The 14,237-nt window shown below is 69.1% G+C and carries 14 protein-coding genes and 1 other RNA gene; 10 read left to right on the plus strand and 5 right to left on the minus strand.

Going from position 1 to position 14,237, the window contains the following annotated elements; genetic code table 11:
- Nucleotides 1-22 precede the first annotated feature (22 nt).
- From H7F38_RS15045 to H7F38_RS15055, 3 genes are read left to right on the plus strand one after another with little or no spacing between them, the layout of a single operon-like run.
- On the plus strand, nt 23-946 hold the full coding sequence (locus H7F38_RS15045; protein ID WP_187090623.1) for a Nif3-like dinuclear metal center hexameric protein: 924 nt from the start codon (nt 23-25) through the stop codon (nt 944-946).
- A complete protein-coding gene (locus tag H7F38_RS15050) occupies nt 933-1,658 on the plus strand; it encodes a zinc ribbon domain-containing protein (protein ID WP_187090624.1) in 726 nt (241 codons plus the stop codon). The genes H7F38_RS15045 and H7F38_RS15050 overlap by 14 nt, the downstream gene beginning before the upstream one ends.
- Before the next feature lie 10 nt (nt 1,659-1,668).
- A complete protein-coding gene (locus H7F38_RS15055) occupies nt 1,669-2,742 on the plus strand; it encodes a histidine phosphatase family protein (RefSeq protein ID WP_222618097.1) in 1,074 nt (357 codons plus the stop codon).
- Here the strand turns inward: H7F38_RS15055 and H7F38_RS15060 are convergent.
- Complete coding sequence (locus H7F38_RS15060; RefSeq protein WP_187090626.1) at nt 2,739-3,989, minus strand: ArsB/NhaD family transporter; 1,251 nt, start codon at nt 3,987-3,989, stop codon at nt 2,739-2,741. The genes H7F38_RS15055 and H7F38_RS15060 overlap by 4 nt on opposite strands.
- Nucleotides 3,990-4,047: 58 nt before the next feature.
- Here H7F38_RS15060 and rnpB point away from each other — a divergent pair.
- An RNA gene (gene rnpB, locus H7F38_RS15065) (RNase P RNA component class A) lies at nt 4,048-4,488 on the plus strand.
- Between the two features lie 33 nt (nt 4,489-4,521).
- Here the strand turns inward: rnpB and H7F38_RS15070 are convergent.
- Nucleotides 4,522-4,788 (minus strand): hypothetical protein, encoded by a 267-nt coding sequence (locus H7F38_RS15070; protein ID WP_187090627.1) that lies wholly within the window; start codon nt 4,786-4,788, stop codon nt 4,522-4,524.
- A gap of 46 nt (nt 4,789-4,834) precedes the next feature.
- Between H7F38_RS15070 and H7F38_RS15075 the strand changes: the two genes are divergently transcribed.
- Genes H7F38_RS15075 through H7F38_RS15085 form a run of 3 tightly spaced genes read left to right on the plus strand, consistent with a single transcriptional unit; the run spans nt 4,835 to nt 7,822 of the window.
- Entirely contained in the window at nt 4,835-5,041 is a 207-nt protein-coding gene (locus H7F38_RS15075; protein ID WP_187090628.1) for a hypothetical protein, read from the plus strand.
- A gap of 7 nt (nt 5,042-5,048) precedes the next feature.
- Nucleotides 5,049-6,083: a DMT family transporter gene (locus tag H7F38_RS15080; RefSeq protein ID WP_222618098.1), complete on the plus strand. Its 1,035-nt coding sequence runs from the start codon at nt 5,049-5,051 to the stop codon at nt 6,081-6,083.
- A complete protein-coding gene (locus tag H7F38_RS15085) occupies nt 6,020-7,822 on the plus strand; it encodes an alpha/beta hydrolase (RefSeq protein ID WP_187090629.1) in 1,803 nt (600 codons plus the stop codon). Before H7F38_RS15080 ends, H7F38_RS15085 begins: the two co-directional genes overlap by 64 nt.
- Here the strand turns inward: H7F38_RS15085 and H7F38_RS15090 are convergent.
- Genes H7F38_RS15090 through H7F38_RS15100 form a run of 3 tightly spaced genes read right to left on the minus strand, consistent with a single transcriptional unit; the run spans nt 7,819 to nt 10,847 of the window.
- A complete protein-coding gene (locus H7F38_RS15090; protein ID WP_187090630.1) occupies nt 7,819-9,066 on the minus strand; it encodes a RimK family alpha-L-glutamate ligase in 1,248 nt (415 codons plus the stop codon). The two genes, H7F38_RS15085 and H7F38_RS15090, sit on opposite strands and share 4 nt — an antisense overlap.
- 12 nt (nt 9,067-9,078) lie before the next feature.
- On the minus strand, nt 9,079-9,825 hold the full coding sequence (locus H7F38_RS15095; RefSeq protein ID WP_187090631.1) for an esterase family protein: 747 nt from the start codon (nt 9,823-9,825) through the stop codon (nt 9,079-9,081).
- On the minus strand, nt 9,822-10,847 hold the full coding sequence (locus tag H7F38_RS15100; protein ID WP_187090632.1) for an esterase family protein: 1,026 nt from the start codon (nt 10,845-10,847) through the stop codon (nt 9,822-9,824). The genes H7F38_RS15095 and H7F38_RS15100 overlap by 4 nt, the downstream gene beginning before the upstream one ends.
- A 66-nt stretch (nt 10,848-10,913) precedes the next feature.
- Between H7F38_RS15100 and glnA the strand changes: the two genes are divergently transcribed.
- The 3 genes from glnA to H7F38_RS15115 all read left to right on the plus strand — a co-directional run bounded on the left by glnA (nt 10,914) and on the right by H7F38_RS15115 (nt 14,209).
- On the plus strand, nt 10,914-12,254 hold the full coding sequence (gene glnA / locus H7F38_RS15105; RefSeq protein ID WP_187090633.1) for a type I glutamate--ammonia ligase: 1,341 nt from the start codon (nt 10,914-10,916) through the stop codon (nt 12,252-12,254).
- Between the two features lie 34 nt (nt 12,255-12,288).
- On the plus strand, nt 12,289-12,654 hold the full coding sequence (locus H7F38_RS15110; RefSeq protein WP_187090634.1) for a glyoxalase superfamily protein: 366 nt from the start codon (nt 12,289-12,291) through the stop codon (nt 12,652-12,654).
- A gap of 142 nt (nt 12,655-12,796) precedes the next feature.
- On the plus strand, nt 12,797-14,209 hold the full coding sequence (locus H7F38_RS15115) for a glucose-6-phosphate dehydrogenase (protein WP_187090635.1): 1,413 nt from the start codon (nt 12,797-12,799) through the stop codon (nt 14,207-14,209).
- Nucleotides 14,210-14,237 lie beyond the last annotated feature (28 nt).

The following is a 14,237-nucleotide window of genomic DNA, read 5'->3' on the forward strand; positions in this document are numbered from 1 at the left end:
CCACCGCCGAAGGGAGCAACCGATGAGCACCACCGTGGGTGAGGTGATCGCTGTGCTGGAGGCTGCCTACCCACCCCGGCTGGCCCAGGACTGGGACACCGGGATCGGCCTGACCTGCGGCGATCCTACGGGGGACGTCGACATGGTGTTGCTCGCCGTCGACATCGACGATGCCGTGGTCGCCGAGGCTCTTCAGATCGGCGCGCAGCTGGTGGTGACCCACCACCCACTGCTGTTCCGGCCGGTGCAGACGGTCAGCACCGAGACGGCCAAGGGCCGGGTGATCGACCGGCTGATCCGGTCGGGCATCGCGCACTTCGCGGCGCACACCAACGCGGACAAGGCGGTCGGCGGCGTCAACGATGCGTTGGCGTCCGCGCTCGGCCTGCAGCGGGTGCGGCCGCTGGTGCCTGACGTCGATGTCCTCGCGCCCGGTCATCCCCAGGCCGGGTCGACCGGGATGGGCCGGATCGGGGAGTTGCCGTCATCGATGTCACTGCGGGACTTCGCCGAGCTGGCGTCGGCTTCGCTGCCCGGCACCGTCGGCGGGGTCCGGGCCGCCGGTGATCCCGGCCGTCAGGTCCGGACGGTCGCCGTGTGCGGCGGGGCCGGGGACTCCGAACTCGGCGCCGCCGGCGCGGCCGGCGCGGATGTCTACCTGACGTCCGACCTACGTCATCACGTGGTGGCCGAGCATCTTGCGCGGCCGGGGTCGGCCGCCGTGGTCGAGGTGGCGCACTGGTCCGGCGAGTGGCCGTGGCTGGCCAGTGCCGCCGGCGTGATCGCGGCCGGTATGGCGCGGGCGGGATCGGCGGGTAGCGTCAGCACCACCGTTTCTGCTCTGCGTACCGATCCGTGGACGATCCATCGTCCGTCGCGGCCCTCTGCCGGTGCCGCGAACGGGCCCCCACTCCAGAAGGGCCACGACACCTGTGCCGAAGGCTGACCCGTTCGTCCAACGCCGATTGCTCGATCTGGCCGGGTTCGACCAGACGATCAACGCTGCCGAGCACCGCAGGGCCACGCTGCCCCAGCTGGCCGTGATCGCCTCCGGGACCGAGAAACTGGTGGAGTTGCGGAACGCGAAGGTGCTGGCCGAGACCGAGGTCGGGGACCTCGAACGGGCCACCCGCAAGTTGGACAACGAGATCGACCAGGTCCGGACCAGGGCCGCCCGGGACGCACAGCGTCTGACGGCGGGCGCGGGCAACGCCAAGGACCTCGAGAACCTCCAGCACGAGATCACCTCGCTGTCCCGCCGTCAGGGTGTGCTCGAGGACGAGGCGCTGGAACTGATGGAGCAGAAGGAGACCGCGGACAGTGTGCTGTCCGGGATCCAGGCCGAGTTCGACCGCAGCCGGGCGGAGGTCGCGGCCGCCGAGTCGGCCCGCGACGACCTGTTCGCCGACATCGACGCCGAACTCGGTCATCAGCGCAAGGGACGGATCGAACTCGCGGCGGACCTGCCCGCCGAACTCGTCGGCCTGTACGAGCGGATCCACAAGTCCGGCAGGGTTGCGGCGGCAAAGCTCAACGGCGGTCGCTGCGATGCCTGCCGGATGGATCTCGACCGGGTCGAGCTGTCCTCCATCGCCGCCGCTCCCTCCGACGAGATCGTGCGCTGCCCCGAGTGCGGTGCCATCCTCGTCCGGTGGTGAGGATTCGGTGGTGAGACCCGTCAGGTCGGTGGTCCTCTACGCGGACGGCGGTTCCCGGGGGAATCCCGGACCGGCCGGATTCGGGGCGGTGGTCCTGGATGCCGACGGCACCACGGTGCTCGCCGAGCGGGCCGCCCATCTCGGGCGGGCCACCAACAACGTCGCCGAGTACTCCGGCCTGATCGCAGGTCTGGAAGCGGCCCGCGAACTCGGCGCCGGCCACGTCGAGGTCCGGATGGACTCGAAGCTCGTCGTCGAGCAGATGTCCGGCCGCTGGCAGATCAAGCGTCCGGACATGAAGCCGTTGGCCGCCAGGGCCTCGAGCCTGGTCTCCGGGTTCGACGCGGTCACCTTCCAGTGGGTGCCGCGGGCGCAGAACGGCCACGCCGACCGGCTGGCCAACCAGGCGATGGACGCGGCGGACGACGACGCGGTCGACCCGGCGGCCGTCCTGCCGGGGCCGCTGCCGACCGGTGCGACCAGGGTGCTCGTCGTCCGGCACGGCGAGACGACGTGGGGCGCGGACGGCCGGTTCGCCGGGCGCGAGGACGTGCCGCTGACCGGTCGGGGCCGGCGGCAGGCATCCTCGGTCGCGGAGAAGATCAAGAATCTGCGTCCCAGCATCGTGCTGACCTCGCCCCTGCAGCGCTGCCGGTTGACGGCGAAGTCGATCGGAAGCGGGTCCGGCGCCCCGGTCGTCGTGCACGAGGCGCTGCTGGACGGACTACTGGGCGAGTGGACCGGCCTCCGCCCCGCCGAGATCGAAAGTGGCTGGCCGCAGGAGTTCTCGACCTGGCGGTCTGACCCGGACGTGGCGCCGCCGGGGGGCGAGTCGTTCCACCAGATACGCGATCGGATCGCCCCGCTGCTGGCCGAGGTGGTGCGGCTCTACCGCGGCCACACCGTCGTGCTGGTCACCCACGCCGCCGTCACCAAGATGATCCTGACGACCGCACTGGAGGTTCCGTCCGCGGCCGCCTACCGCTTCCGGATCGACACCGCCTCGCTGTCCGGGCTCACCATCGACGACGACGGCGCCGTGATGGTCTGGGCCGTCAACGAGACCGGGCATCTCGACGGCTAGAGGAGCGTGCCGAGCCAGAGCACCACGGTCGCGGCCACCAGGGTCGTCGGGACGGTCAGCAGTCCGAGCCGGGTGAAGCGGGACAGCGACGGCGACGTGGAGTGGCTCAGCAGCACCCGCCGCCACAGCAGCGTGGCCAGCGAACCGGTGTAGGTCAGGTTGGGCCCGATGTTGACGCCGATCAGCACGGCCAGCACGGGCGCGGCCTGCGGGTGGGCGCCGAGGGCGGCCAGCAGCACCAGCGTCGCGGGCAGGTTGTTGACCAGATTGGACAGCACCGCGGCGATCCCGGCCAGCGCCAGGAGGTCGACCAGTCCGTGGCCGGTCGGCAGGATGCCGGCCAACGCGGACTGCAGTCCGTGACCGGTGGCCGCGTCGACCACGATGCCCAGTGCCGCGACGAAGGCCAGGAAGACCGGATTGGCCGCCCTGATCACCGACCAGAGGTCGACCTGCCCGCGGATGACCGCCCTGGTCGCCATCACCACTGCACCGATCGCGGCGACCACGACCGGCTGCGCGTTCAGCAACGGTCCGGCGGCGAAACCGGCCAGGATCAGCGCCAGCAGGATCAGGGTGACCCTCGGCAGCTCGACGCTGCGGACCTCGGCCGGCGGTCGATCCGGTTTCTGCAGATCGGCGGCGAAGAACTTCCTGAAGACCACGTACTCGACGCCGATCGCGACCAGCCACGGACCGGCCATCAGCCCGGCGAACCCGACGAAGCTCAGCCCGGACGCCTGGAACGCCAGCAGATTGGTGAGGTTGGAGACCGGCAGCACCAGGGAGGCGGTGTTCGACAGGTGCGCGGTGGCGTAGACGTGCGGGGCGGGCCTGACGTGCAGACGCTTGATGGTGGCCAGCACCGCCGGGGTCAGCAGGATGACGGTGGCGTCCAGGCTCAGGGCGGCCGTGGTCAGCGAGGCGACGACGAAGACCAGCACGAGCAGGCGCGCCGGGTCGGCCCGGCTGCGGGCCGCCATCACGGCGCCGAGCCACCGGAAGACGCCGTCGACGTCGCAGAGGTGGGCGATCACCAGGACGGCGCCGAGGAACCCGATGGTCGAGCCGAGCCGGTCGACCGTCTCCCCGGCGCCGTGCCAGCTGATCAGACCGAGCGCCAGCGCAAGGCCCGCCGCGGGCACCGCGGCGACGGCCTCGGGGAGTCCCCTCGGCCGGATGATGGCGAAGGCCAGGGTGGCCAGCAGCAGGACCACGCCGATGATGCTGGCCACAACCGCGTTCACGGGACCGGACGATACCGTCAGGCCCGGGTTCCCGTGGCCGGTAGAGTTCACCAGCGGACGAGTTGGTCGGGCGACCGCGTCGAACCGGGAGGTCTCCACCGTCCGGTCCGCCGAGGAAAGTCCGGGCTCCACAGGGCAGGGTGGTTGTCAACGGCAACCCGGCGCGAGCCGCGGGAAAGTGCCACAGAGAACAGACCGCCACGAGTGGTCCGGTCTTCGGACCGGAGCGCCACGGGTAAGGGTGAAACGGCGGTGTAAGAGACCACCAGCGTGCCGGGTGACCGGTGCGGCTCGGTAAACCCCACCCGGAGCAAGGTTGAAAGCGCCTGCGGTGCTTCGGTACCGTTGAGCGTGCGCAGGCGTTCGAGGGCGGCCCGCCCGAGCTTGCGGGTGAACCGCTGGAGCGTGTCGGCAACGGCACGCCGAGATGGATGGTCGCCGAACGGGATCGCCGAGAGGCCCCCGGGAACAGGACCCGGCTTACAGACCAACTCGTCCACCCAGACGTCAGGAATTCGCAGGGTCGGCTCGATCAGATGGCCCACGCCGTCCACTCCGGGTGGTGGATGCAGGGCGGCCAGACCCAGACCGAGTCGACCCGCCCCGAGTCGCAGGTCCAGCAGCGCCAGGTGCGATGCGGTCGATGGGCGCACAGGCAGGGGTAGGAGCCGACCAGCACGGTGTCGGGTCCCAGCGGGTGGCCCCGCGGGCAGATCGTCGGGAAGCGTTCGGCCATGCCGTTCTCGCCGAGGGGGGTGAAGTACCGACCGTTCAGCCGATACCTCGACCATTCGATCACCTGTCCATGTTAGACGGCCGGGCGACCGGTGTGGCAGGCTGCGTCCATGGGTGACGACATCGGCCGGAACACGGCCTTCTACTACAACATCAAGACGCATCAGGTCGAGGAGGAGGGCCAGAGCAAGGCCAAGGACCTGCTCGGCCCCTACCCGGACCGGGAGTCCGCCGCCAACGCGCTGCAGGGGGTCCACGACCGCGAGGCCCAGAAGTCGGAGGAGGATCGGGAATGGCGGGGCGGCGACGGGCGCTGAAGCCGGGGTGATCATCTCCTCGCGTGCCCGGGACCTCACGTGGCTGGTGGCGCTCGGCGCCGCGCTGTGGGGGACCGACGCGTTCTTCCGGCAGTCGCTCGCCCGGCAGGTGTCGGCGCCGACCCTGGTCTTCGCCGAGCACCGGGTGCTGGTGCTGCTGCTGCTGCCCTTCCTGCCGCGCGCCCTCCGCGCGTTCGCCCGTACCGGTGCCCGCGGACGTTGGGCCGTCATCGGCATCGGTGCCGGAGCCTCGGCCGTCGCGACCACCCTGTTCACGATCGCGTTCCGGATCTCCAGCCAGCACGGCGACTACGTGACACCCGTGGTGGTGCAACACCTGCAGCCCCTGTTCGCCATCGCCGGGGCGGTGACCGTATTGGGCGAGAAGGTGCGGACCCGGTTCGCCCTGTTCGCCGTGCCGGCCGTGGTCGGCGTCTGGCTGTTGGCCTTCCCGAATCCGCTGGACGTCACGGTGTCCCGCCTCGGGGTGGTGATGCTGGCGCTCGGAGCAGCGGTGCTGTGGGCCGGCGGCACCGTGCTCGGACGCCTGGTCGCCACCGAAATCGACCCGCTCGAGCTGACCACGCTCCGGTTCGCCTTCGGCTTGCCGACGGCCGCTGTCATCGTGCTGCTCGCCGGCGACCGCTTCTGGCTGCCTGACCTGCGCAGTACCGGATCGGTGATCGGGCTCGCCCTGGTCCCCGGCCTGCTGGCGATGATGCTGTACTACGTCGGGCTGCGCCAGACGGCGGCGTCGCGGGCGACCCTGGCCGAGTTGGCCTATCCGGTCACCGGTGCGATCGTCGGGCTGGCCATCGGCGGTTCGCTGACCTGGTCACAGGCCCTGGGCGCGCTGGTGATCGTGCTCGCGGTCACTGCCCTGTCGTGGCACGAGAGCGCCGCGAAGCTCCAGGCGATCACCGACCGCTCGGCGCGCGCCGACGACCCGCCCACAGACCGCGGTGTCATGATCGAAGGATGCACTCCCCGCGACGTCGGTCGCTCCGCACCCGCCCAGCCTTCCGTCATGCCGCACTCCTGAGCGCATTCGTCCTGCTCGCAGCCTGCTCCAGCATCTCCGGCTCTGCGCTGCGACCGGTGGTCGGCACGGCGACGACCCCGCCGACCACGACGGGCTCCGCGGCCGGCCAGATCACCGAGCCCAGCGTCCTGCCCGGTGGGTCCGGTACGGCGACCACCTCCGGCGCGCCCGTCCCGACGCCCGCGGGGACGACGAGCACCGGTCCGGTGCCGACCGGGGCCGGTGCAGTGCCCGCCGGGCTGCAGAAGTTCTACGGCCAGACACTGGCGTGGGGTCCGTGCGCCAGTTACGCGACGGACGCCGCTGCCACCAGCCTGTACGGGGATCCGAACATCCAGTGCGCCCGGTTGACCGTTCCGCTGGCGTACAGCAACCCGACCGGACAAACGGTCTCGATGGGGGTGCTCCGCAAGGTCGCCACCGACCGATCCGCCCGCATCGGTTCACTGGTGACCGACCCGGGCGGCCCCGGTTCCTCCGGGATGGAATGGCTGGCGTCCTATGTGGTCGGGGACACGGCCGCCGATGCCGGCGCAGCGCAGAAAACGGTGGCCGGGCTGAACCAGAAGTTCGACCTGGTGGGTATCGATCCGAGGGGCATCGGCTCCTCGTTGCCCGCCGTGCAATGTCAGACGGATGCCGAGAAGGACAAGACCTTCGCCACGGACACACGCTCGCGCAACCAGGCTGACGTCGATGCGGCGAATGCCCTGACGAAACAGATCGTCTCGGAATGTCTGGCCAACACCGGCAAGGCTCAGGGGATCGACAGCAAGACATTCTTTGCGAATATCGGAACCCGTGACGTAGCACAGGATCTGGATGTGCTGAGGGCGGTCCTGGGTGATTCGAAGCTCTCCTACCTCGGGTTCTCCTACGGCACGCAGATCGGCTGGGAGTATGCCGAACAATTCCCCAAGAACGTTCGCGCCATATTGTTCGACGGCGTCGAGGCTCCCAACGTCGATCCGGCCAGCAGTGCCCTGGGCCAGCAGAAGGGATTCGAGACCGCGTTCCAGAATTTCGCGGCCTACTGCGCCACGAGTTCACCGGGTTGTGCCCTGGGCACGGATCCGTCGAAGGCGCTGGCCATCTTCCAGGGGCTGGTCCGGCCACTGCTGGACAAGCCGCTGGCCCTCGCGGGCGGTCGAACGCTCACCTTCGCAAGCGCGATCACCGGAGTCACGTGGGGCCTGTACTTCACCCAGTTCCAGACCGCCCTGGCGCAGGGACTGCTGGCGCTGAAGGCCGGTGACGGACGAATTCTCATGCAGCTGGCCGACAGCTACAACGGGCGCGATGCGCAAGGGCACTACTCCAACGAGCAGGAAGCGTTCAACGCGGTGCGCTGCGTCGACGGTCCGCGGAAGACTGATCCGGCCGAGGTCACCAAGTTCAACGCCGCCGTCGCCGCGGCCGGGCCGTTCGGCGCGACCGGCGACCCGGCCGGCGCGATCTTCGACATCTGCGCGCTGTGGCCGGTTCCTCCGACCACCTTGCCGCACACGCTCCACATCTCGGGATTGCCCAAGACCCTGGTCGTCTCGACCACCGGGGACCCGGCGACCCCCTACCAGGACGGTGTCGACCTCGCCCAGCAGATCAATGCCACCCTGCTCACCGTCAAGGGCGTCAGGCATACCTCCTACCTGAGCAACGGGCTGAGCTGCGTGGATGACATCGGCAATGCCTACCTCGAGTCGCTGACCCTACCGACGGCCGCCCCGACCTGCTCCTAGCCCTGGTCGTCGACCCAGAGCGTCATCAGCCCGCGGAAGTGGGCGATGAACCGGTCGTGCTCGGCGGCCGGGTAGCCCTTGCGGACCGTCTCGACCAGCAGCGCGTCGAACTCGGGTGAGTCGACCCAGTCGCGCACCATGGCCGGCAGCGAGGCGAGCGAGGTCGAGCAGAACTCCCGGTACTCGTCGGCCTGGAAGTACTGGTCGGCGAGAAGTCCGTAGCGGCCGAGCTTGTCGTTCCACGACAGGTCCGGATCGTCGGCGACGTCGAACCACTCCCTGGACGTGGTGTCCACCCGCGGCCGACGATGGGTGACTGCGCAGAACACCGACCAGGAGATCAGCTGGGTGATCGCCCACGGGAAGTAGTAGTGCAGCGAGGTGATCGCGATGTCCGGGCACGCGTTCGCGTGGTCGATCGGCTGGACCCTGGTCCCGGTCACCAAGGCCTCGCACGAGTTGAACTCCCAGCGGAAGAACGCGTTGACGGTGCGGGAGAGCGTCAGGATCTCCATCCCCGCCTCCGGCGGCAGGAAGGAGTGGGCGACCTCGTACCGGTCGTGCATCGGCAGCTCCGGGCGGAACTTCATGATCTTCGTCTCCGGGCCGATGGTCAGCGACCGGGCGAAGGCGTCGAAGGGGGAGACCGCGGCCTGCAGGTGCATCAGCATCTGGCCGGACTCGTCGTAGGCCCGGTGCAGCGCCTGGACGTCGTCGACGCGGGAGACCCCCCGCCAGGCGCCGCCGTCGAAGGGCTTCATGTACATCGGGTACCCGACCCGCTCGGCGACCTCGTCCAGGTCGAACGGCAGGTTGTAGGTACCGGCGGTGTACGCCCACTTCTCGTGGTCCAGGGGGTTCTTGTAGGGCACCAGCATGGTGCTGGGGATGTCGAAGCCGAGCCGGATCATCGCGCAGTAGGCGGAGTGCTTCTCCATGGCCTGGAAGGTGAACGGGTTGTTCAGGAGGTAGGTGTCGTTGACCAGCGCGGCCTTCTTGAGCCACTCCCGCGGGTGGAAGTACCACCAGGCCAGCCGGTCGATGACGAGGTCGTGCCGGACGGGGTCGCGAAGGTCGAACGGCTCGATGGTCAGCCGTTCGGTGCTGATCTGGTGCTCACGTCCCTGGTGACCGACCGGGCCGAGCCGGCGGGTCAGGGTCTCGAACGCCCTCGGCCAGTCGTCCTCCGTCCCCAGCAGCAGACCGATGAGGTGATGGGTCGAGTCTCGGCGGGCGGGCGTCATCGGCTGATCATTTCAGCCCAGCGGAGGGAGATGGACGGCGGCCTGGGCCCGCCAGCTGGACCAGTCGTGCGGCCATTCCGGGCCCCAGACGTGCAGCTCGTGGGGGATCTGCCGGTCGGAGAGGATGTCGGCCAGCTGCCGGGTGGAGGCGTTCGCGCCGGTGCTGTCCTCCCACTGACCACTGCCGACGACCAGCGTCAGGTGGAGCTGGGCCCGCAGGTGATCCAGGTGCCCGCCGAAGGTGCGCGGCAGGAACTGGATCGGGTCGGTCAGGTAGGTGTCGGCGTCGGAATCGCCCCAGCCGTGCCAGCTCCACGGGTCGTAGGACCCGGAGAACGCCACTGCGTGATGGAAGACGTGCGCGTGACGAAGAGCGAACAGCACCGCGTGGAACGCCCCCAGCGACGGGCCGGCGGTGACGATGTCCTCACGGCCACCGCAGTTCTCGCGGATGAAAGGCACCACCTGCCAGATGATCCAGTCCTCGAACCGCCGGTGCGCCCTGGCCCGGTCGCCCTGGCAGATGTCCCGGTCCGACCAGGAGGCCCCGTCGTAGGACGGCACGCAGAAGATCTTCACCAGGCCCGCGTCCAGGGCCGGCCCCAGCGCGTCGAGCATGCCCTTCTGCTCGAACTCCCGGGCCTGTCCGCCCTCGGTCGGGAACCAGAGCACCGGTCGCCCCCAGTGGCCGTGGACCGCGATCTCGCCGGTGCCGCCCGTCGACGGAGCGTCCAGGTGGTGGTATTCGGTGCGCGTCACGGCCGCGTCCTCAGCAGTTGTTCCAGGCCGGGCGACCAGGCGTCCCGCCACCCGATCATGGTGTGTGCGTCGCGGACCAGATGCAGCTGGACCCGGAAGCCCTGCCGGGACAGCGCGGCGGCCATCATCTCGTTGTTGGCCAGGTTCTCCTCGACCGCACCGCAGGTGATCAGGACCCGCCCCCCGGTCCCGGCAGAACTGTCGGCCAGGTCGGAGACCACTGCGCAGATCCGGGCGAAGAACTCGAAGCCGCTCTCCTGTGCGTCCAGAGCGGTGGTGAAGTACGAGCCGGACTGCAGGGCCAGGGCATCGAGCAGCGCCGGATGACGGTGCGCCGCCAGCAACATCGACAGCGCGCCGAGGCTGGCGCCGAGCCCGACGGTGTGGCCGATCGCCACCTGCTGCCCGATGGCCGGCAGCAGCACCGCGGCCAGGTGGTCGGCGTAGGTCGTGGACGCGGCATACCAGTCGTTGCGCAGGCCGGGCGCCGGGTCCAGCAGGGCGACCCGGAACGGCCGTCTGGCGACAGCCGCGCTCGCCCACCTCAGGAGCGCGCCGCGGGTGGCCATGTCCGATCCGTCGTGGGCCAGCAGCAGCGGGGCCGGCGTCGCCGGGTCCAGGTCCGGTGGCGTCCAGAGCGTGACCGGGACCGGCGCCGCCAGTCGCATGGCGGGTGTGGCGATATGGATTGTCCTGCCGACAATCTCGGTCGTGAGCCACTGCGGCGGGACGTATTCCGGGAAGCGGATCTCGGACTTGTCGCCGAACGGATTGGCGACCCGGTCCGGGTTGCCGGGGTCGGTGACCCAGGAGGTGCCGTCGGCCGACCTGACCGAGAGCTGGTACTCCATCCGGTCGACAGCCGGTCGGGGCAGGTGCAGCCGCCACCGGTCGCCGGTCCTGACGAACTCGGTGCTCGCCGTGCCGAGCGACCAATCGACCTCCAGACCGATCCCGGTCACCCCCGGACGGTGGGGCATCTCGAAGTCGACACCCTGCGAGTCGATCGTGGTACCGATCATCGGGTCACCGTACTTCAGCGCACCCGGGCAACACGCCCGAAATACTCCGTACATAGGGTGGGGGCCATGGACCGTCAGCAGCAGTTCGTCCTGCGCACCCTTGAAGAGCGGGACATCCGCTTCGTCCGACTGTGGTTCACCGACGTCCTCGGCTACCTGAAGTCCGTCGCGGTGGCACCCGCCGAGTTGGAAGGTGCCTTCAGCGAGGGCATCGGCTTCGACGGCTCCGCGGTGGAGGGCTACGCGCGGGTCTACGAATCGGACATGATCGCCAAGCCGGATCCCTCCACGTTCCAGGTCCTCCCGTGGGAGACCGAGGAGGGCAAGGTCTACTCGGCCCGGATGTTCTGCGACATCACGATGCCCGACGGCAGCCCCAGTTGGGCCGATCCGCGCCACGTGCTGCGCCGGGTGATGGGCGAGGCCGCCTCGATGGGGTTCACCTGCTACGTCCACCCCGAGATCGAATTCTTCCTGATGAAGGATCTGCCCAGTGACGGCAGCTCACCGGAGCCCGCCGACCAGGGGGGCTTCTTCGACCAGTCCTCGCACGACGTGGCCCCGCACTTCCGCCGTCGGGCGATCGAGACCCTGGAGGCGATGGGCATCTCGGTCGAGTTCTCCCATCACGAGGGTGCCCCCGGCCAGCAGGAGATCGACCTCCGGTACGCCGACGCCCTGACGATGGCCGACAACATCATGTCCTTCCGCTACGTGGTGAAGGAGGTCGCCATCACCCAGGGGGTGCGTGCGTCCTTCATGCCCAAACCCTTCCCGGATCACCCCGGATCGGCGATGCACACCCACTTCTCGTTGTTCGAAGGCGAGAAGAACGCCTTCTACGACGCCGATGACGAGTACCAGATGTCCCCGACGGGCAAGGCGTTCCTGGCCGGCGTGCTGAAGCACGCCGCCGAGATCACCGCGGTGTCCTGCCAGTGGGTGAACTCCTACAAGCGACTGGTCCTGGGCGACGAAGCGCCGACGACCGCATCCTGGGGCCAGGCCAACCGTTCCGCGCTGATCCGGGTGCCCAACTACTCACCCGGCAAGTCCTCCAGCCAGCGGATGGAGTTCCGCCTTCCGGACTCGGCCTGCAACCCGTACCTGATGTTCGCGGTCGTGCTCGCGGCGGGCCTGCGGGGCATCCGCGAGGGCTACGAACTACCGGCCCCGGCCGAGGACGATGTGTGGTCGTTGAGCGAGACCGAGCGCCGCGCGCTCGGCTACGTCCGGCTGCCGGCCTCGCTCGAATCGGCGCTCGCCGTCATGGAACGCTCGGAATTCGTTCCGGAAGCTCTGGGGGAACACGTCTTCGACTTCTTCCTGCGCAACAAGCGGGCCGAGTTCGAGGCCTACCGCCGGCAGGTCACGCCGTTCGAGTTGCAGCGCTACCTGTCGCTCTGACGGCCGCCCGGATGTGCCGCCCTAGGCTCGTGCCATGGACTACAGAATCGAACTGATCATCATCCCGGTTTCCGACGTCGACCGCGCCAAGCAGTTCTACGTCGAGAAGATGGGTTTCCACCTCGATCACGACCAGCGGGTCAGCGACGAACTCCGGTTCGTGCAGATCACCCCGCCGGGTTCGGCCTGCTCGATCGCGTTCGGCGAAGGGCTGACGGAGGCCGAGCCGGGGTCGGTGAAGGGGATCCAGGTCGTCATCGCCGATGCCGATCAGGCGCACGCCGAGCTGTCCGCGCGGGGTGTCACGGTCACCGGGGTGCAGGAGATGGCGTGGGGGCGGTTCGTCTTCCTGTCCGACCCCGACGGCAATGCCTGGTCCCTGCAACAGATTCCGGCGTAGCTGACATGGAGCCCCGGATTTCTGCCCACCGGTGAGGGCCGATTGTGGGTGATCAGACACCCGCGATTGTCTGGCCCCGGTCCGGGTAGGGAACAGTGGTCGTCGTCTTCGTCTGCTCGAGCTCACTCCAAGGGGTCGTTACATGCCGTCATCCCAGCCCACCGTCTTCGTCCTGTTCGGAGCCACCGGCGACCTGGCCAAGCGAATGGTCCTGCCCGCCTTCTACCAACTGGCCCAGCACGGTCTGATGCCGGAATCCTGGTTGCTGATCGGCAACGGCCGCGGCGACGTGTCCCACGAGGACTTCAAGGGCAGTGTGCGCGAGTCGCTGGACGAGTTCGGCGGCATCACCATCGACGAGAAGGTGTGGTCCGACTTCGCCGAGCGTCTCCGGTTCGCGGGTGGGGGATTCGACCAGGACGATCCGGGCTCGCTGCTGGACGTGCTGGCCGAGGGACACCAGCTGCTCGGCGACGACGCCGACTACATCCACTACCTGGCCATCCCGCCGGTCGCTTTCGAGGGCATCACCAAGGGTCTGTCCGCCCATCAACTGCTCGACGGCTCGCGCGTCGTGTACGAGAAGCCCTACGGGACCAGCCCCGAATCCTTCAGCCGGCTCGACGAGCTGGTCCTGTCGGTGATGAAGGAGGAGCAGGTCTACCGGATCGATCACTTCCTGGGCAAGGAGGCCACCCAGAACCTGCACGTGCTGCGCTTCGCGAACGCGATGATCAGCCAGATCTGGAGTCGTGAGCACGTCGAGCAGATTCAGATCGACGTGCCCGAGGTCCTCGACGTGGCCGATCGGGCCGCCTTCTACGACGCCACCGGTGCACTGCGCGACATGGTGGTCACCCACCTGTTCCAGGTGGCCGCCGAGATCGCGATGGAGCCGCCGATCGACTTCTCCGCCGAGAACCTGCAGGACGCCAGGGAGTCGGTCCTGTCGGCCTTCCGGCCACTGGCCCCCGAGGACGTGGTCCTGGGTCAGGCCGATGGCTACCTCGACCTCCCGGAAGTGGCGAAGGGGTCGACGACCGACACCTACGCCGCCGTTCGTCTGTGGGTGGACACCGACCGCTGGCACGGGGTGCCGTTCCTGCTGCGCAGCGGCAAGTACCTGGCCGAGAGTGCCCAGCGAGTGTCGCTGCTGATGAAGAAGCCGGACGGCCCGATGTCCGGCATCCCCGGTGACGGGACCGTGCTGAGTTTCTCGCTCGCCGGGTCCGGATCGGTGTCGATGTCCGTCGTGGTGAAGAACCCGGGACCGGGTCTGGACCTGGTCGAGCAGAAGATCGACCTCTCGCTCGATGACGTGGCCGGCGGGGATCCGCTGCCGCCGTACGTCTCGCTCATCCATGACGTGACGATCGGGGACCGGTCCCTGTTCACCACGAGTACCGGACTGTCCCACGCCTGGGGAGCCTCGGCGGCCATCCTGGACGATCGCCCGGCACCGCTGCCCTACGCTCCGGGCTCCACCGGTCCGGCCGAGGGCAGTGCCCTGCCCGGCCCGCACGGCTGGTTCCTGGACTCCGCGAAGAACGACTGACGCTCCCGCGAAAGCGGCCGTTCGGACA

Source organism: Nakamurella sp. PAMC28650, from assembly GCF_014303395.1.
Classification (GTDB): Bacteria; Actinomycetota; Actinomycetes; order Mycobacteriales; family Nakamurellaceae; genus Nakamurella.

Bases quoted from the DNA above. Each gene is read 5' to 3' on its own strand.
- H7F38_RS15045 (WP_187090623.1), top strand. From the start codon at position 23: ATGAGCACCACCGTGGGTGAGGTGATCGCTGTGCTGGAGGCTGCCTAC.
- H7F38_RS15075 (WP_187090628.1), top strand. From the start codon at position 4,835: ATGGGTGACGACATCGGCCGGAACACGGCCTTCTACTACAACATCAAG.
- H7F38_RS15085 (WP_187090629.1), top strand. From the start codon at position 6,020: ATGCACTCCCCGCGACGTCGGTCGCTCCGCACCCGCCCAGCCTTCCGT.
- H7F38_RS15090 (WP_187090630.1), bottom strand. From the start codon at position 9,066: ATGACGCCCGCCCGCCGAGACTCGACCCATCACCTCATCGGTCTGCTG.
- H7F38_RS15100 (WP_187090632.1), bottom strand. From the start codon at position 10,847: ATGATCGGTACCACGATCGACTCGCAGGGTGTCGACTTCGAGATGCCC.
- glnA (WP_187090633.1), top strand. From the start codon at position 10,914: ATGGACCGTCAGCAGCAGTTCGTCCTGCGCACCCTTGAAGAGCGGGAC.
- H7F38_RS15110 (WP_187090634.1), top strand. From the start codon at position 12,289: ATGGACTACAGAATCGAACTGATCATCATCCCGGTTTCCGACGTCGAC.
- H7F38_RS15115 (WP_187090635.1), top strand. From the start codon at position 12,797: ATGCCGTCATCCCAGCCCACCGTCTTCGTCCTGTTCGGAGCCACCGGC.